We start from the raw sequence: 16,731 nt of genomic DNA, 5'->3' as shown, positions 1-16,731 counted from the left end.
TTCACCTCCTTTCAGTGATCTGTTTCAATGTCTCGACGACTTCCTGCAGTTCGGGCAGCAGCGCTCCGGCTTCCGCTTCAGCACGCTTTGCGCTTTGCTGGTAACCGAGCGGCCTGCTGAATTCTTCCTCCGGCCATTCATCAAGCGTCTTGCCGAGCACTCTGCCGGCCAGGTCGCGCAGATCATTTGCAGATACCGCTCCCGCTTGAATAAAAGGACCGAGCACTTTTGCAATCTCAAGCGGATCGCGAAAGTCCGGTCCTTTCAATTGGAGCCTCGCATGGAAAATGTTTAAATCACGGAGAAACAGCGTATTCAGCTTGCCGATCAATATTTTCCGCTCCGGTTCAAAAACCTGTTCTTCGGTGATTTTGCGGGCGGTATCTGCTGTCGCCCTGTTATATTCATGGGCATCACCGGTGTAGAGCGGCGGGAGCCTGAAGGAAGAGCGGATTTTATTCCGGGTTTTCTCGTCATATTCAAGAAACAGCGCATCTTCCTGCAAAATTTCGGCGAGTGATTTGATGTCCACTTTCACCGGCGTAATGTCCTGGCTGCCGTGAATGTCTTTTTCCTGTGCGATCCCCTCCGCTTCGATGAGCAAAAATTTGTGGGCATTTTCAACGCCTTCCAAGTCGTTCATATATTCCTGCAGCTCTCTGTACGAAGCCTCTGAGAGCATGCCGTTTTCAACCGTAATAACGGCGGGGACGTGCCGGCCTTGTCTGAAGTACATATAATTCAGCTCTTCCGCTTTCCTCGCTCCGTACAGGTTGACGATATTTCCGATCCAGCGCGGAACGCCGTAGACGCCGCTGCCGATTTTAAAATGGATCGCTTCATTCGCGCTTCGTTCAGGTGGAGTCTGTCTGTCAAACGCTCCGGTGGTCATATCCATGACGCGCGGATCGCCGTACTCTTTAAAGTACACTTTTCTGCCATCAATCATCTGAACGTATTTGCGGAACCTTTTTTCCCTTTTGATGTTTTTTAGCGATCCGTTTTCCATGTAGGCAAATTCCACTTCGATCGGTTCTGTCAATCCGCAGACGCGCATATTTTTGACATCGAGATATTCAATTCCGGCCGGCTGCCCCGTGCCGTTTCTGAGCACCTCCAAAAACCCGTTCCCCGTTTTTTCGCGGTCCTCTATCATATGGCTTAAAATCGTTTCAGCCGATTCATCGAAATGAAGATGGCGGCAAAAATCTTCAAGCCTTGTCCAATCGGTCTCAGCAGCCTTTTTCTTATCGGGCGTCACATCCGCACCATTAAAATCAAAAGCGTACTCGACATCAAGCCCGAACCCTGCAATATTCGTTTTATAGGCGTCAATGCATTGCTGGAGAATTGAAGAATATTCGGCAATGGCTTTCAGTTCTTTCAAATTGTACGGCGGTGCGATAATCTCATCTCCGTAGATCTCCGAAAATTGATCTTCATATATTTGTTTTGTTACAGGCTCGTGAAAACGGGATTTCATGACTTTTGCTCTTACCGTTTGCTGAGTGGACATACACTATCTCCCCCTTTTCCTGTTCGGCCGTTTTCTCACTTCCGACTCAGCCTTCAAATCGGTGACTTCATAATCATCAAGCGCGTACCATAGCGCGGAAAGTGTGTGCGGATCAATTGTAAACTGATCCTCTTTCAGATTGCCGTCTTTATCCGTCGCATAGGTCAGCGGCTGCAATTCGTAGATCGTATTGGCACATCGGTCAGAACACAATATTTTTTTAAACCGCTTGATTTTTTTCGTATATTGCAGGCGCGAGCCTTGGAACTTGCGGGCTGCGGTCATGTTGAAACCGTTCTGCCTGAAAAACTGGATGCTTTTCGGTTCGGCCGGATCGGCTTTGATCAGCTCCTTCGTAACCGCGAATTCGTTAAGCTCCTCGGCCGTCTTGTCGTCTGTCATTTTATTTTTGTAGTACTCCCAATAAATATAGAGATATTTTTTGTCGGGATCGACGGCCGCCCGGACGACGGCATTGTATGATGCCTCAAATCCGAAATCCATTCCGGTTCTCTTCAGCGGGTTGGAAATGGCGGAGATCCGCCTCATGACCTCCTCATGCTCCATCACTTCAAATTGCGGCAGAACCCTGGTGCCGTTTACCCCGAACCGTCCTTTTCTGGCAATCCGGTACAGGTCAGGGTCATATGCTTTCATATCATCAAGCTGTTTGAGGTAGCTTTTCGGCAAAAACAGGTTGTCATCAGCTGTGGAATGGTGGTAATACGTATCACCGACGACAGCGACCCGCTTTTCATACAAAACCTCATCATCCAAAATAAACCGCTTGTTCCGCTCATCCTTGAAAAAGTGTCTGTACGTCCAGTTTGACTGGCTGACGGGGTTTGTCGTCAATATCATATACAGCCTGTGATCAGGATGCCTCAGCCGGCCGATCAGTTCCTTAAAGCCTTCATACTTCACTTCCGAACATTCTTCGATCCAAATCAGCGAGATGTTGTTGACGGATTTCAATTTCGCCGGGTTGTCCATCCCTTTAAAAATAATCCGGCTGCCGTTTGCAAACCTGATGTGCATCGGAGAAGAAACGGCCTCGGCCGCCGTTTGAACACCCAGCTCATCGATAATGGTTGCGAATAAAGAAAAAGTCGAATCCCTGTGTGTTTCAAACACTTCCCTTACAACGAGAGCGGTGCGCTTTTCCTGCAGCAGCTTTAATACGACTTTTAAAGCGGTATGATAGCTTTTTGACGAACCGTATCCGCCGACAAGAAATTGAAACGTCTGATCCCAGTTAAACAAATAATCTTCAAAATGCGGATTGACTTCTTTTATAATCAAGCCGAATCACCTTTTCTGGTGATGACCACTTCAACGGGTCCTGATTCCGCATCTTTGTCGGCTTTTTGTTTGGCGAGCTTCAGCTTCTCATTTTCAATTTTCCGCTTAAATGAATCAGGGAAAAGGTCGAAATACTGTGAGAGCTTCTCGAGCGCCTTCATTTTATCGGCCAGCTTGATTGCGATTCCTTCTTTCCCGAGTTTCGCTTCTGTGATGACTGTACCATCGACGAGGTCGGAATGTTTCACATCGACAAAGCTGACCTCTTTCATAACCGGATTGTTTTCTTCATCAAACAGCGGTCCTGACTTTCCGACAGCCTGTACCTCTTTTTTGCCGAAAGTTACATAGTCGGTCATATCGGCAAATGCGATTTTCACATAGACTTGGAGAACATCCATCGCCTCAACGAATATCTCCCCTACCATCTCTTTTTTGATCCGCCTGATCTCATCGGCCACCTTTTCGTTTTTCAGAAGCCGGCAGCCTGTCACATGAGCGCTGGCAGGGGAGTAGCCTGCTTTTATCGCTGCTTGGGTAGCATTGAAGCTTTTCACATAATAGATGCAAAACAGACGCTGCCGTTCATTCAGCCCTTCATTGCGGATGTCTGCTTTTCCTCTGCTCGTATCCTCCCCGTTTACAGCCTCTTTCCAGCGGTCACGGGTTTTCCAAACGCTGACTTTTTGATTTGAAACGCCGAGTTCTCTTGCGATTGCGAGATTCGTAATGTTTCCCCCGTATTGTTGATAGAGACGAAAAGCTTCATCCCTTTTTGGATCCCTTTTCCTTGGCATTGTTCATCTTCACCGCCTCTCATTCCCGGAAACAGTAATATTTCATCGCTATATGAATCTTCCATTTAAGAACAGTATGTTTTATTATATTTTTTCTCTTTTCACTTATAGGTGGCAAACGTATGACAAAAGACAGATATATCGTTATGCCATACAATCGAGAGGCTTTTCGATTTGTTTCGCGATTTTCAGCTGCGCCCGTTTCACATTGGTTTGAACAGTAGACTTTTTGATGCCGAGCATGGCGGCAATCCGCTCATAGGAAAACTGTTCGACCTTATGTAAAATGAAGATTTCTTTTTCGCGTGCCGTAAGGGCAGACAGCGCGGTTTCAATCCGGGCTTTATCGTACGCCGACACTTCTTGAGCCGGTTCAAATGAAATCTGTTCTGAGAACGTGTCGATGATCAGCGGATCTTTCAGTAGCATCCGTTTATAAGCGTCTCGCCTGTCAATCGCCCTTCTGATTCCCGGCTCCCTTCCGTTTTCAAGCCAGTCGATCACATATTCTAAGTCGGTCATCATGTTTCTGATCAGTTTTTTATCTTTCAGTTGTTCAGCCGTCAGCCCTTGTTCATCCTGATAGGCCCGATACAGTTTTTTCGTGTTTTTCAGCGCTCTTTTATATTCGAAAAGCAAATCTTCCATTTTGGTGTACCTCCGTTTTTTTGTAATAAAAAAGGACACCAATCAGCCACACAGTAAGATGTGCATCTGATCAGCGTCCGCAGGCTTTCCGTCTTGGACAAATATTCAAGTTGTAGAGCTATAGCTTATAGCCGATTTCAAATTCGACCCTTGCGAGGTCTCCCTTTCTCGTTTCAATAACGGTTTTGCCGTGTTCAGGCGCCTCGGCCTGCCATGCTGTGCCGTTCATTCCGTCAAGGACGATTACCATCACCTTTCCTTTTTTGATGCGGCTTGCAAGCGTTGTAGCGTGGATATCTGTTAACTTTGCCGGATGGTTCATCTTTTTTCCTCCTCTTCAAATTCCGCGTTTGTGACGACTTTTTCTAAAATATTTATCAATTGATTCTCAACTGAATTAGAGCGAGCGGGCCGTTTTCGCTTCAAATAGGCAAGCGTGAGCTTCGCTGCGGTCAAAAGTTCGGGAGCCGCGGCGATTAAGCAGGCATTTTTTTCCTTGGAATATGCGCTGTAGTCGGCGACTTTGGCAATCACCCGCCCGCTGGAATAAGGAAACCGTTTCTTTTCGGCTTTACTGTAAGCTGAATAAATGTACAGGTCGCTATTTGTTCTGACAACGCGCCATGGTGACGGGCTGTACGTCGCACTTTCGTTCTTCACGTTTGTCTTCCTCACTTTCCGTCTTCTTCGTGCCATCGTTTCATTTGTGCGTCTCTTTTTGCCGCTGTCCAGATGATGAGAATCATCGCTTTTAAACATTTAAGCACCTTGTTTCACCCTTGTTTTCATTTTTGCAATCAGCACTTCCAGATGTTTGATCACATCCGTCAAATCGCCGCTTTCAGAGCGGCAGTTTGGACAAGCGCAGAACATCGTTCCGATCCTTGCGTCCTGGTGGACTGATTTTCTCCCGTTACATAGCGGGCACATCAAACCATCCCCTCCAGTCTATGATTGATGCCGAAAGAGCTCCCGTTCAGGACGACGAGAAAGTCCTGGCACATTTCAACCAGCCTCGTTCCGAGCGCTTCGTCTATGCTGACAATTTCTTCAACGCTTAGCTCGCTGGACAGCATGATCGGCTTATGGTTCAAATACCTGTAATTGACGACAGCATATGTCTGTTCGATCTGCCATTCCGTCGCCCGCGGCCTGCCTCCCACCGGTTTAAACAGGTCATCGAGAAACAGCACCTCGACTCGCTTCATCCGGTTCAGCTTATCCTCAAGCAATGAGAAATCCTGTTTTAAATCGTTGAATCCTTCGACAAAAGGAAAATAAAGGACGGGTACGAAATGCTTCCTCATCAGCTCATTGGCGGCGGCCGTCAGCAAATGCGTCTTCCCTGAACCGGGTCGTCCCAAGAACGCGATGCTGTTTTTGCGGCTTTCCCGGATGTCCCGGTAAGCTTGTACATATTCAACGGCGCATTCATACGCCTCTTTTACAGATTGGTGTTTTCCTTTCGTCTTGAACTGAGCAAAATTTAAGTTTTTAAATTGTTCGGTGATTTCGCTCGATTTCAACAGCTTTTGCGCTTTCCGCCATTCGCGGCAGGCGCATGATACCCATACTTCCATCGTTCCGCGCCGTTCGATAAATCCGAGTTCATCTTTGCATTTCGGACAGTCATACTGTTTTGCGGCGGATTCTTCCGGTTTGTCCCCCTGTGATAGACAGCTCCTGTTTCTCAGTTCGTCCATGATCTCTTCGATTGTTCTTTTGGACATTGTTCTCCCTCCTGACAGTTATTTTCTCTTCCGCTTCAGCCAGCCGGCCGATTATATATTTTTCACAGTAGCTGAAGACCTTGATCGTTTCATTGCGGCTTCGGCGCCGCGCCTCATACTCTTCAAAGCATTGTTCAAGCCATTTGATTGTTTGCGGAAGAGACACTCCGCGGGCGACAATCCGGGCGATGGCCTTGTAGTCTTTTGACGAGGGATGGACAGGCTTTCCTTCCTGCAAAGACCTAAGGGCGGCAAATCGGTCTGCTATTGTTTTTATGGAAGTCATATTATGTTTTGTGTTGATTTGTGTGATATCTTTATTGGATTGGACAAGGATGTCCGCACGGCCAGTCTCTTCTGTCCGAACAGAACTGCCTGACCGGACATGGCTGCCATAGGCAAATTTCTTTGAATGTCTGACTGACAAAATCATTCCGTAAGGCGCTCTTGTGACTGCAATGTAGCCGTTTCGTTCGAGAAGAGCGAGCCATCTTCTAACCGTTTTTTCGTTGACGCCGAATTGAAGAGCCATTTCTGCGGCTTTCAGCGGTTTGTTGCCGAGCACGATGCCCCATGTCATCCCATCGCGTTCGATTTCCTTAGTTGTTGAACTGATGCACCATAAAAACAGCCAAATGGCATGGCCTATTTTCTCGTAGTGCACAGGTGTTAAAATCCCTGAGTAAACGGAAAAGGGATAGCTTTGATCAAGCGGACGGGACATTCATCTTCCCCCTTCCTTGTGCCTTCTGCGGTTCAGTCTGAGATACCGTTCGTATTGGCCTTTACAATCGAATTGGAATACAGGCTTGCCGTCTTTCGTAAAAGCGATGAATCCTCCGGCTTCGCCGAGCCGCCATTGATCAAAACGGTCTGAGCTGTAGGAAATCACAATTTTACCCATACTGCCTCCTTGTGGATATCCGGCGGGTCCGCCATGTCTTCGCATTTGCTCTCTGTCGGCTTCCTTTGGATAGCCGTGCGTTCGAATGTGTGTGACCATCGGATGTTCAAGATTCATGACATCGCCTTCTTTCATACAGAGTTCCATTGATACAATATGTATCCAAACAGACCTGAAAAAGATCGGGAAACAGCAATCGATCAGGCACTGAGTAAAGCGTTTCGAATTTCAGCATCGTTTCTCTGCCGGGATTGCGTGTTCCCCTTTCGATTTTGCGAACATAAACCTCGGAGAGTCCAAGCCTTTCCGACACTTGCTTTTGGGTCCATCCCCTCTTACAACGCTCTTCGATCAACCGTTTTCGCACATGTTCTCACTCCCTGTTTTTGATACAATACGTATCTGATGATTTGATTATATATGATACACTTCTTATCATCAATACTTTTTTGATACTTTTTTTATCATATGTTTATTTCGATACATTTTGTATCTATAATAGAGATAAACATGCCGAATTGAGGAAGAGAGGTCATTCTATGTTAGGCGGCAGACTGAAGAGCCTGAGAGGAAAACGGACACAGGAAGAAGTTGCAAAGCAGATCGGTGTATCGCGGGCCCGCTACTCCCATTACGAAAACGGAAGAAGCGAGCCGGACTATGAAACATTAAAAAAACTCGCCGATTACTATAAAGTGACGATTGACTATCTGTTGACAGGAACGGAAAAGAAAAAAACGATTGAAGACGAAATCGCAGATCCGGATCTGCAAATTGCATACCGAGACATGCAGGAATTTTCCCCCGAAAGCAGACAGCAGGCCATCGAGTTCATTCAATACTTAAAAGAAAAAGAGAAAAAACGAAAGCCCGGAGATAAACAAAACGGATAAAAAAGGAATTTCTATTAAACGTTACCTGGTGAGCGCCGATTTAATAGTTAAGACGATAAAAAAGGGAAAGATTTGCTAAAGAAGCTGCTCATCGTATATGATAGATCTGCATGAAAACATGACAGCCCCTTTGACGGGCTTTTCTTTCCCGCTAAAAACAGAACATTTGTTCGAAAGGGTGTCTCGTATTGAAGTTTTACTTATCTCACCTAGAAGAATACGTCAAAAATATGTATCAAAAGTTTGGTTTTTTTGAACCCCACCACATTGATATGAATCGCATAGCCGCTCATTTTAACATTTGGATTCACTATGAAAATGTCAACAGCATGATGATTAAGCATGACGGCATGTACAGCATCATTCTCAACAGCAGCCTTTCAAAGGAAAAGCAGTGGGAGGATTTTGCCCATGAGTTATGCCACGTATTAAAGCACGCGGGAAACCAGCTTTATATGAATCAGATGTTCAGGGAGCTGCAGGAATTCCAGGCCAATCAATTTATGTACCATTTTTGCGTCCCTACTTTTATGCTTTTAAAAATGGATTTTCCCCAGCTGCGATGCCAAGCCGCTAAAATGATCGCCGACCTCTTTAAAGTCACGGAATCGTTCGCTGTCAAACGGATCGAGCTCTTTGAAAAACGGCAAGCCGGGATCCAGTTTCATGAGGCATGGATGGCGAGCCTTTCCCAAGAGAGCGAATCAGCGAATGCTGCTCGCTTTAAAGAAGAAGACGAACTTGCACGCTACCGCCGGGAAACCCGCCGCCCGTACACAACGGCAAACGGCGTCGGCAAAATGGTCGCGGCAGAAAGCCGGCCGGCGTATATGCTGAGAAAATAAAAAACAGCCGGCTCAGCTCCCGGCTGCACTCGGCCCATATGCGATGCGGGCTCCTGCCTTCAAAGCTTTGACATAGCGGGAAAACACCTCATTTTGAGACGTTCGCCTGCCCTTTAATGTGAATTGCTCAAACATCGCCTTCCGCTGGGCAGTGCTGATTTCAAATTGCACGCTTAACCCTGTTTGGCAGCGATTGTTGATGCTTGCAGGGTTTGTACCTGAAAGATATCCCCTTTCAGCCGCCAGCTCCGCAGAAAATCCGTGCTTCTCCAATGTCTCCGCAAACAACAAGGCGCGCCTTCGATCTGTCCCCCCGATGAGCGTATGCCGGCGGAAAGGCTCGTCATATCCGTGGAACGCCAGTATGTATCGATGTCCTGCAGCCATTCGCACGGCAAGCGGGCAGTCAAAATGGGCGCTTGTCACATGAAGACTCTTATTGCCGCGCCTTTTCAATCCTTCCAATAAATAAACCGAAGAACCCGCTGCAAAAGCCCTGACAATTTCACTGATGCCCGGTTCGATCCCGCCCCCGTGGGGAGCCATCACAAGCAGTGCGCTCCCTGCATCCCGCGCAGCCACCGAATAATCGGTTCCTTCTATTTCATTTTCTGCCATCTCTGTAAAGCTGCCGTATTGGTCAGTTAAAGCCTGCTTCATCTCTTGATTTTTTGCACCTGCCTGTCCTGTTTTTATGTAGTGTACCGGGAGTCGCAGCGGTTGTAAATATGTTCCCTCTAGGAAAATAAAAATCTCTTTATGAGATTTAAAAGATTAAAGCAATTGAACCAAAATCGAAAATCACCTAAGGCACGAAAATAATTCTTCTAGTAAACACGTCGGTTTTAGAACAAGCAAATACGAAATATGATTAACAAAGTAAGGTTGCCGGCTGACAGCCTTTTTCATTTGGGATCCTATCCTCTTTGCAGCCCTAATGAAAACGCTCCAAATATGATATATGGTAATTAATTAGGTCTCGAAAAACCCATAAGGAATTTTTCAGAACGCTCTCTCCACTCCCCCCTTCCACACAAACTTTAACCCCAAAATCTCATTAATAACTCACAACCGGATATTTTTCTGATATCATGAATATACACTGCATGATTAGGAATGAATGTTTAATGATTAAAAAAACTCTCGGTACCATGCTCGCAGTGACTCTGATCTTTCTGTTGATCCTCACTGTGTTTACGCTCTTATTCGGGTCTTATTATTTCGGCGTCGCCGGTTTTTTCGCGATTTTCGGCGTGACATACGAATCGCCCTGGTCGCTCTTCTGGTATATCCTTTTATCCTTTGGCCTCGGCGCGCTGTTTGAAATCCCGGAAAAGATTTTGAGCTTTATGATCGGTCATAAAGCTGTGACCTTTATGATCGAATGTTTTTTTACGTGGCTTGCCATCCATCTCGCTGATGAATTGATGGACAGCATCACCATCCCGCTGGATGTGGAAATCATCGCCTGTCTGTTTTTATTCGTCATTCAGCTGGCATTTGAAGACAACAAAGAAAGAAACCGGACATACGAGGATTGAGAAACATTCGCGAAGGGAGAATAGAACTGTGACGTTTATCATTTTAATGGCCGGATTGTTTCTTTTTATTCAACTCAAAAAACCGTTCCGCAAGAAAATCTTCGGCTACGTTTTTTTGGCCGTTTATTTAACGGTGCTCGCACTCTATACCATCAATTCCACTTTTGTTCACCTCATATCTGACAGCCTTTTGTCGATCTTGGCAGTGATCGCTGTGGCGCCGCTGCTTGCCGGCTTTCTGAAGCCTTCAGCGGATTCCCGGTGAACCGAATATGGACAAATCGTCCTTTTTCTAAAATAGGCCTTCAAAAAAGGTCTTTTTTTTTGTTAAAATTATATAGACCGATCAGTATAAAATCATAAGGGAATGATAGGATGGCAGAAAAAATGAGCAGCCGCGATAAAATATTGCGGGCGGCTTCACGATTGTTCCGCAAACAAGGCTACCATGCCACAGGTCTGAGCCAAATCACAGCCGAAAGCGGAGCGCCGCGGGGATCGCTTTATTATTATTTTCCCGGCGGCAAAGAAGAACTGGCGCAAGAGGCGATTCAATTAACCGGGGAAAGAATCAAAGCGTATATATTGTCAGCGATCAGCCGAGAAGCTGATCCTGTCAAGGCGTTTCAATCTTATATCCAGATGATGGCTGACGGAATCGAGGAATACATCATGGAAGAAAACGATGATATTCCAATCGTATCCGTCGCCGCAGAAACGTGGTCGTTCAGCGAAAGGCTCCGCCAAACTTGTGAACAGGTTTATCAAGACTGGCAGCTTGTCTATCAGGATAAACTGCTCCAGTCAGGCTACGCGCCGGAAACGGCCGAGACGCTGAGCGTCGCGATACAGGCGATGATTGAGGGTGCGTATGTGCTCTCAGTGACGAAAAAAAACGGTCGGCCCCTCAGTGCAGCCGCCGAACAAATTCCTTTTTTACTAAAACGATCATAAAGGGTGGGAAATGCAAATGGAACATGCTAAAAAAGGCTCCTTCATGATTATCGCCATTTTAATCGTCGGAAATTTTCTCGCTCTGATTAATGAGACGGTCATGAATGTGGCTTTGCCGAAGATCATCGACGATTTCGGCATTTCAGCGAATACGGCCCAGTGGCTGTCAACCGGATATATGCTCATGATCGGCATCGCCGTGCCGATTACTGCGTTTTTAATGCAGCGCTTTACGACAAGGCAGTTGTTTCTGTCTGCGATGACATTATTTACGGCGGGAACCTTTCTGGCCGGAATCGCTCCGGTCTTCCCGCTCGTTCTCGCCGGACGGATCATCCAAGGCTCAGGTACAGGTTTGATACTGCCGCTTGTGATGAATGTGATATTGACTTTGATTCCGCCGCAAAAACGCGGAACGATGACCGGAATCCTAACGCTCGTTATTTTATTTGCCCCGGCGATCGGTCCGGTCATCTCAGGCTATATTGTCGAGCATTATTCATGGCGCGTTGTTTTCTTCATGATGCTGCCAGTATCGGTTTTCATGATTTTTTATGCGGCGTTCCGCCTGAAAAATGTAACCGAACTGACGTATCCGAAAATTGACATATTATCTATTCTTTTATCGACTGTCGGGTTTGGCGGAATCGTTTTCGGCTTCAGCAACGCCGGGGAAGCTGCAGGCTGGAGCAGTCCGAAAGTGATCATCGGACTGGCAGCCGGTGTCATCGGATTAATATTGTTCGTCATGCGCCAGCTCAAATTGAAAGTGCCGATGCTTGATATGAGGCCGTTTCAGTCAAAAATATTTTCCGTCTCGGTTATCCTGATGTGGATCGTGATGATGCTGCAGTTTTCGATGATGCTGATTTTGCCGCTTTACTTCCAGATGGCGCTTGAGCTGTCACCGCTTTATACAGGCATTCTTATGCTGCCGGGCGGCCTTGTCCTGGCGATGACATCTCTTGTTGCAGGACGCCTGTTTGATAAGCTTGGCTTTAAACCGCTGTTGATCACCGGGTTGATCATTGTGATTGCCGTCCTTTCGCTGTTTACGAATATTTCAAGCGATACGCCGATGGCGGCGGGAATGATGCTGTACGCCGGCTTCACACTCGGCGTCGGGTTAACGATGGCTCCGATCATGACGCTCGGTTTAAACCAGGTGCCCAAACCGCTGTACCCGCATGGCTCGGCGATTATGAATACGGTCAATCAAGTGTCAGGGGCCATCGGTCCGGCATTGTACACGACAATTCTGACGACCGTTTCGAATCGCTTTATCGCGCATTCTTCAGGAGCCAGCCGTCAGGAGCTGCACATGCAAGGTATGACAGAAGGCGTTCATATGGTTTATTTCGTAGCCATCGTCTTTGCAGCAGCTGCTCTTGTGATTTCGGTTTTTGTGAAAAGCAGTCGCGGGGAACATCATCCAGCATAAACATCGATCCATCAAAAAAATGCAGGAGGCATGAAGCGCCTCCTGCATTTTTTGATATTAGTTTAAAATTTTGACCTTTACGGTTTTGACGCCCCAATTGAAAGCGTCTTTTTTATCTGGAATAAATACGTCTATTTTATGGCCTTTAATGGCGCCTCCGGTGTCTTCAGCCGTCGCTTCGCCGTAGCCTTCCACATATACTTTCGTACCGAGCGGAATCACGCTTGGATCAACCGCGATGACTTTTGCATCACGGTTCGCATTCAGGTCGACTCCCGTTTTTGTGATGCCTGAAATGCCCCCGTCATTTGCCGTATACGCAGTTGCTGTCACTGTGATTTCCTTTTGCACGTTGACAGGCTGATCGTTTTGTTTTTGCGCGGACTCTTGTTTCACAGGCGCTGCAGCAGCAGCCTCTCCTGCTTCTCCATTTATCGCAATCGTTTGCCCTGCAATAATCAGGTCCGACTTCAGATTGTTCCGTTTTTGAAGATCGCTTACAGTTACACCGAACTCTTTTGCGATTTTTGAGAGCGTGTCCCCTAGCTGAACGGTGTACTGCTTTTCTTCAGATTTTTCTTCTTGAGAAGAAATGTTCAGCTTTTGACCCGGTAAAATCAGATCTGATGAAAGCTGATTCCATTTTTTTAAGTCCTTGAGGTTCATTCCGTAGTTTTGAGAAATCCCCCAGAGCGTGTCTCCTTTTTGAACTTCGATTTCTTTTGCTGAGGCAGTCGCTCCGAATGCAGTCGCCGACATAGCTGCGGCTGCAGCCAAGGACATGATTGTCTTCTTCATAAGTTAAATCCTCCCTTGTTAGCCCTTTTGAAACTAACAGGGAAAATCGTAACACAGCAAAATGTCACCGCTATGACAGATTGATGCGAATTTCGTTACAGTTTTTTTACTGATAAAGTTTGATTTTATGTAAAATTCTGATTTTCAACAACATGATTCCTTTATGTTTCAGACGTCCTCTTTCCTGCTCTTGACGCTGGTTCAAGCTGGAATTCTTTTTCAGTATAAGATGTTTTTTCAACATGAAGCTTTTGTGTTTATGAGAAGAGAAATTCGGGAAAACGAATCAATAGACGTAAATTATTTTCCTAAACATATAACCCCAGTCGCTTTTATGTCGTCATATATTAGAAAACAGCGGAGGAAAATTTTTCTCGCAAATCTCTTGTAATCCATCTGTAATTATTGTAACATTTGTAACATAAGAGATATATTTAAGGAGAGAGGAACATGAAAAAGTTAATCGTTTGTTTATTAGCTGTTTTACTCATCTTACCTGCCGGAGCATCTCTCGCAGCGAAAAACCAAACATCAGGGAATTTAACAAATAAACAAGTCATGCAAATGACTTTGCAGGCACGGGAGCACTTTTGGAATACGATGAGCGGCCACAATCCAAAAGCGAAAAACTCAACTTGCCAAACCAAAACATTTGAATACCGCGGTCTTCCATATACGTATATGTGCAGTGAATTCAGCACAAAAGCAAAGTTAACAGATTACTTGGCACCGGTTTTCACAAAAGACGCCATTAAAAAAGGATTTGAAAAATACAACATTATGTCTTATAAAGGAAAAATGGCCGTTCCTGTCGGCGATGGGGACAACCTCTTAGGATGGGACAAAGCAACAATCAAACTGATTTCTCAAAAAAACAATACCCGCACCTATGAATTTTCCGTACCGGCATTGGATGGATCGGTGACTGCGAAAAGAAAGATCACGTTTGTGAAAGAAGACAACAAATGGAAAATCAATCAGCTCGATGCTGCCATCTAAACGAAAAAAGCTAATGTCTAAAAACGGACATTAGCTTTTTTCCGTCAAACGGTCAGCTCAACGATGTTGCCGTCAGGATCCAGGATGACGCTTTCATAATACCCGTCACCCGTGACGCGCGGCTTTCCGGCAACCTGGTATCCTTCCTTTTCAAAGCGGCTCGTCATCTCGTCAACCTCTTGCCGCGACCCTAAGGAAAACGCCATATGTGCATAGCCGGAAGCGTTTTCCTCTCCTTTTGCAAGGTCGGGACGTCTCATCAGCTCAAGCCGTGTTCCCGATTCAAACTGAATGAAATAGGATTCGAAATGCTTTTTCGGATTGACGTATTTTTCATTCGCCTTTCCGTGAAAAAACCGGGTATAAAAGTCTTTCATTTCCTCTAAATTGTTCGTCCATATAGCGATGTGTTCGATTTTCATAAAATCTCCCTCCCATTTCATCATACCATATAGACCCTCTGCCTTTTTTTACACCTTTTTAAATTGATAAGTATTCATAAAAATCCCGATGCAGATCATGAAGGCGCCGATCAGGATGCTGATTGTGACCGGTTCATGCAGCTGCAGCCAGCCGAATAAAAGGCCTAATACGGGAACAAACATTAAAGCCATCGATGCTTTTGACGCTTCGATTTGATTCAGGATCCAAAACCAAATGACGAACGTCAAAGCCGTAGAGAATAAACCGTTAAATAAAAGAGATAAGATCGCTTCATTTGACCAGTGAATCGGCCGGGACGGTTCCAGTATAAAAGAGAAGATCAGTAACATCACCGCCCCTGTTAGAAGCTGCCATGCATTCATATGAATCATATCTGTATCTTTAAATTTCAGTTTGCTGTATACATTGGCGATGCCCCAGCTGAGCGCTGCGATTAAAACACAAAGCTCTCCAAATATGACATTTTGATCAACATGCAGAATCCCTCCTCCTAATATAAACAAAAGACCGATCAACCCGGAAAATAAACCGAGCATTTTATACACATTGATTTTCTCGTTTAATTTAAAATGACTGATGACAGTGACAAAAATCGGCATGGTATACACCAATACAGACGTTTTTCCCGAATCGACAAACTGCATGCCGTAAGTTAACACCCCCATATAACCTAAACCCATCAATAAACTCATCACCAGATAATGCTTGATATTCTCCTTTCCTATTGAACGCTTCCTTCCTTTGATCAAGAGAATTACAAACAAAGGAACGGCTCCAATGAACAGCCGCAGTGCCGAAAATAAAACAGGGGGAATGTCAGTGATTGCGATTTTCATCGTCACCCAGGTATACCCCCAAATAAGCGTTACAGAGATGATCCCCAACAGTACTTTAAACATAAACCGTCACCTTTCTTCTTTGTTTCATGTACAGCATATGCTATATTGGATGATAACTGAAATACATTTTTATTATCGGAGGTATAACCATTTGGTTATGAACATGAACAGCCTTCACATCTTTGTGAAAGTCGCGGAGACACTAAATATGACAGAAGCCGCCAACGAGCTGTATATTTCACAGCCGGCCGTGAGCAAAGCCATAAAAACCATGGAAACGTCGCTCGGGGTCAAATTGTTGATTCGGGATAAACAGAACAAGTTAAAGCTTACTGACGCGGGAAAGGAAATCGCCGTACTGGCCAGACAGATGATTGTGATTGAAAACAAAATATACCAAGTGGCCGATCAAGAAAATCATCTGCTCAGGGGGAAAGTCAAAGTTGGCTCGTTCCCCGCCGTCTCAGCGAATATTTTGCCGCAGGCTATCGCCTCCTTCAAGTCAAAGTATCCGCTCGTACAAATCGAGCTGGTCGAAGGAACCTCCGACCAAATCAAGCAATGGGTCGAAACACGCCTGGTTGATTTAGGCATCGTCGCCTCTCCCTTTGACGGTTTCGAAAGTCAAGTATTGTTTCAAGACCGGATGGCGGCCGTCATCCCTGAGCAATATCATCACTTAAAAGACGCACCTTTCATTGATCTGAAAAAACATCAAAATGAATTGATCTTTTGCAAGGGCGGGCACGAAGTCGCGGTATCTCAAATCTTTCAAAAACACCGCCTCGAATTAAAAGAAAATCTGACTGTGCAAAACGCGGAAACATTGGTCAATATGGTCAATAACAACTTGGGGATCGGCTTGATTTCTAACTTTTCGCTTTCCTCCGTATCCCATCGGTTGATCAAAAAAGACATCTCTCCTCAAATTATCCGCGAGGTCGGCATGATTACACCCTCATTTGAAGAAGCAACACCGGCGGCTGCCGAGTTTATGAAAATGATCATCGAGTCGGAAACGGTTCGATCATTTTCGTAAACAGAAAACGCCTCAGCACCGATCAAAGGGCTGAGGCGTTT

23 protein-coding genes are annotated in these 16,731 nt (G+C 45.7%); 8 read left to right on the top strand and 15 right to left on the bottom strand.

Annotation, left to right across the window (positions count from 1 at the left end; translation table 11 throughout):
* Window position 1 precedes the first annotated feature (1 nt).
* From M1D59_RS06875 to M1D59_RS06825, 11 genes are all read right to left on the bottom strand, one after another.
* Window positions 2-1,516: a phage portal protein gene (locus M1D59_RS06875; protein WP_197407246.1), complete on the bottom strand. Its 1,515-nt coding sequence runs from the start codon at window positions 1,514-1,516 to the stop codon at window positions 2-4.
* A gap of 3 nt (window positions 1,517-1,519) precedes the next feature.
* Window positions 1,520-2,818 (bottom strand): PBSX family phage terminase large subunit, encoded by a 1,299-nt coding sequence (locus M1D59_RS06870; RefSeq protein ID WP_224145958.1) that lies wholly within the window; start codon window positions 2,816-2,818, stop codon window positions 1,520-1,522.
* On the bottom strand, window positions 2,815-3,615 hold the full coding sequence (locus M1D59_RS06865; RefSeq protein WP_095290081.1) for a terminase small subunit: 801 nt from the start codon (window positions 3,613-3,615) through the stop codon (window positions 2,815-2,817). The genes M1D59_RS06870 and M1D59_RS06865 overlap by 4 nt, the downstream gene beginning before the upstream one ends.
* Window positions 3,616-3,759: 144 nt before the next feature.
* A complete protein-coding gene (locus M1D59_RS06860) occupies window positions 3,760-4,263 on the bottom strand; it encodes a sigma-70 family RNA polymerase sigma factor (RefSeq protein WP_080131330.1) in 504 nt (167 codons plus the stop codon).
* A gap of 118 nt (window positions 4,264-4,381) precedes the next feature.
* Window positions 4,382-4,585 (bottom strand): XtrA/YqaO family protein, encoded by a 204-nt coding sequence (locus M1D59_RS06855; protein WP_219192172.1) that lies wholly within the window; start codon window positions 4,583-4,585, stop codon window positions 4,382-4,384.
* Window positions 4,582-4,923 carry a hypothetical protein gene (locus M1D59_RS06850; protein WP_411239180.1) on the bottom strand — a complete coding sequence of 114 codons (342 nt, stop codon included), beginning with the start codon at window positions 4,921-4,923 and terminating at the stop codon, window positions 4,582-4,584. The genes M1D59_RS06855 and M1D59_RS06850 overlap by 4 nt, the downstream gene beginning before the upstream one ends.
* Window positions 4,924-5,022: 99 nt before the next feature.
* On the bottom strand, window positions 5,023-5,193 hold the full coding sequence (locus tag M1D59_RS06845; RefSeq protein ID WP_256163622.1) for a hypothetical protein: 171 nt from the start codon (window positions 5,191-5,193) through the stop codon (window positions 5,023-5,025).
* Window positions 5,193-5,993, bottom strand: coding sequence for an ATP-binding protein (locus M1D59_RS06840; protein WP_149169398.1), 801 nt, complete (start codon window positions 5,991-5,993; stop codon window positions 5,193-5,195). The genes M1D59_RS06845 and M1D59_RS06840 overlap by 1 nt, the downstream gene beginning before the upstream one ends.
* Window positions 5,893-6,717: a phage portal protein gene (locus M1D59_RS06835; RefSeq protein ID WP_458117898.1), complete on the bottom strand. Its 825-nt coding sequence runs from the start codon at window positions 6,715-6,717 to the stop codon at window positions 5,893-5,895. The genes M1D59_RS06840 and M1D59_RS06835 overlap by 101 nt, the downstream gene beginning before the upstream one ends.
* Window positions 6,718-7,014, bottom strand: coding sequence for a hypothetical protein (locus tag M1D59_RS06830; RefSeq protein WP_149169396.1), 297 nt, complete (start codon window positions 7,012-7,014; stop codon window positions 6,718-6,720).
* Window positions 7,004-7,264, bottom strand: a complete 261-nt coding sequence (locus M1D59_RS06825; protein WP_026579871.1) for a helix-turn-helix transcriptional regulator — start codon at window positions 7,262-7,264, stop codon at window positions 7,004-7,006. The genes M1D59_RS06830 and M1D59_RS06825 overlap by 11 nt, the downstream gene beginning before the upstream one ends.
* Before the next feature lie 172 nt (window positions 7,265-7,436).
* On the opposite strand from M1D59_RS06825, the gene xre reads away from it, so the two are divergent.
* Window positions 7,437-7,790, top strand: a complete 354-nt coding sequence (xre, locus tag M1D59_RS06820; protein ID WP_020451005.1) for an HTH-type transcriptional regulator Xre — start codon at window positions 7,437-7,439, stop codon at window positions 7,788-7,790.
* 230 nt (window positions 7,791-8,020) lie between these two features.
* Window positions 8,021-8,635 carry an ImmA/IrrE family metallo-endopeptidase gene (locus tag M1D59_RS06815; protein WP_458118043.1) on the top strand — a complete coding sequence of 205 codons (615 nt, stop codon included), beginning with the start codon at window positions 8,021-8,023 and terminating at the stop codon, window positions 8,633-8,635.
* Between the two features lie 12 nt (window positions 8,636-8,647).
* Here the strand turns inward: M1D59_RS06815 and M1D59_RS06810 are convergent, their stop codons facing one another.
* Window positions 8,648-9,295: a poly-gamma-glutamate hydrolase family protein gene (locus tag M1D59_RS06810; protein ID WP_020451003.1), complete on the bottom strand. Its 648-nt coding sequence runs from the start codon at window positions 9,293-9,295 to the stop codon at window positions 8,648-8,650.
* Window positions 9,296-9,762: 467 nt separating this feature from the next.
* Here M1D59_RS06810 and M1D59_RS06805 point away from each other — a divergent pair, with 467 nt between their 5' ends.
* From M1D59_RS06805 to M1D59_RS06790, 4 genes are all read left to right on the top strand, one after another.
* Window positions 9,763-10,176, top strand: a complete 414-nt coding sequence (locus M1D59_RS06805; protein WP_023856707.1) for a regulatory YrvL family protein — start codon at window positions 9,763-9,765, stop codon at window positions 10,174-10,176.
* Between the two features lie 28 nt (window positions 10,177-10,204).
* Complete coding sequence (locus tag M1D59_RS06800; protein ID WP_020451001.1) at window positions 10,205-10,441, top strand: hypothetical protein; 237 nt, start codon at window positions 10,205-10,207, stop codon at window positions 10,439-10,441.
* A 110-nt stretch (window positions 10,442-10,551) separates the two neighbouring features.
* Window positions 10,552-11,130, top strand: a complete 579-nt coding sequence (locus M1D59_RS06795) for a TetR/AcrR family transcriptional regulator (RefSeq protein ID WP_026579874.1) — start codon at window positions 10,552-10,554, stop codon at window positions 11,128-11,130.
* A gap of 16 nt (window positions 11,131-11,146) precedes the next feature.
* Complete coding sequence (locus tag M1D59_RS06790) at window positions 11,147-12,571, top strand: DHA2 family efflux MFS transporter permease subunit (RefSeq protein WP_026579875.1); 1,425 nt, start codon at window positions 11,147-11,149, stop codon at window positions 12,569-12,571.
* Window positions 12,572-12,628: 57 nt separating this feature from the next.
* Here the strand turns inward: M1D59_RS06790 and M1D59_RS06785 are convergent, their stop codons facing one another.
* Window positions 12,629-13,369, bottom strand: coding sequence for a 3D domain-containing protein (locus M1D59_RS06785; protein WP_025811608.1), 741 nt, complete (start codon window positions 13,367-13,369; stop codon window positions 12,629-12,631).
* A 450-nt stretch (window positions 13,370-13,819) separates the two neighbouring features.
* On the opposite strand from M1D59_RS06785, the gene M1D59_RS06780 reads away from it, so the two are divergent.
* Window positions 13,820-14,368, top strand: a complete 549-nt coding sequence (locus M1D59_RS06780; protein ID WP_023856702.1) for an IseA DL-endopeptidase inhibitor family protein — start codon at window positions 13,820-13,822, stop codon at window positions 14,366-14,368.
* Between the two features lie 44 nt (window positions 14,369-14,412).
* Here the strand turns inward: M1D59_RS06780 and M1D59_RS06775 are convergent, their stop codons facing one another.
* Together M1D59_RS06775 and M1D59_RS06770 are read right to left on the bottom strand one after the other, a co-directional pair.
* A complete protein-coding gene (locus tag M1D59_RS06775) occupies window positions 14,413-14,790 on the bottom strand; it encodes a VOC family protein (RefSeq protein ID WP_023856701.1) in 378 nt (125 codons plus the stop codon).
* Window positions 14,791-14,838: 48 nt separating this feature from the next.
* Window positions 14,839-15,711: a DMT family transporter gene (locus M1D59_RS06770; protein ID WP_023856700.1), complete on the bottom strand. Its 873-nt coding sequence runs from the start codon at window positions 15,709-15,711 to the stop codon at window positions 14,839-14,841.
* 91 nt (window positions 15,712-15,802) lie between these two features.
* Here M1D59_RS06770 and M1D59_RS06765 point away from each other — a divergent pair, with 91 nt between their 5' ends.
* Window positions 15,803-16,690: a LysR family transcriptional regulator gene (locus M1D59_RS06765; protein ID WP_101560734.1), complete on the top strand. Its 888-nt coding sequence runs from the start codon at window positions 15,803-15,805 to the stop codon at window positions 16,688-16,690.
* Window positions 16,691-16,731: the final 41 nt, after the last annotated feature.

Source organism: Bacillus sp. PK6-026 (genome assembly GCF_054161455.1).
The sequence above is the reverse complement of the archived record's forward strand: the minus strand, read 5'-3'. Positions and strand labels throughout refer to the sequence as shown.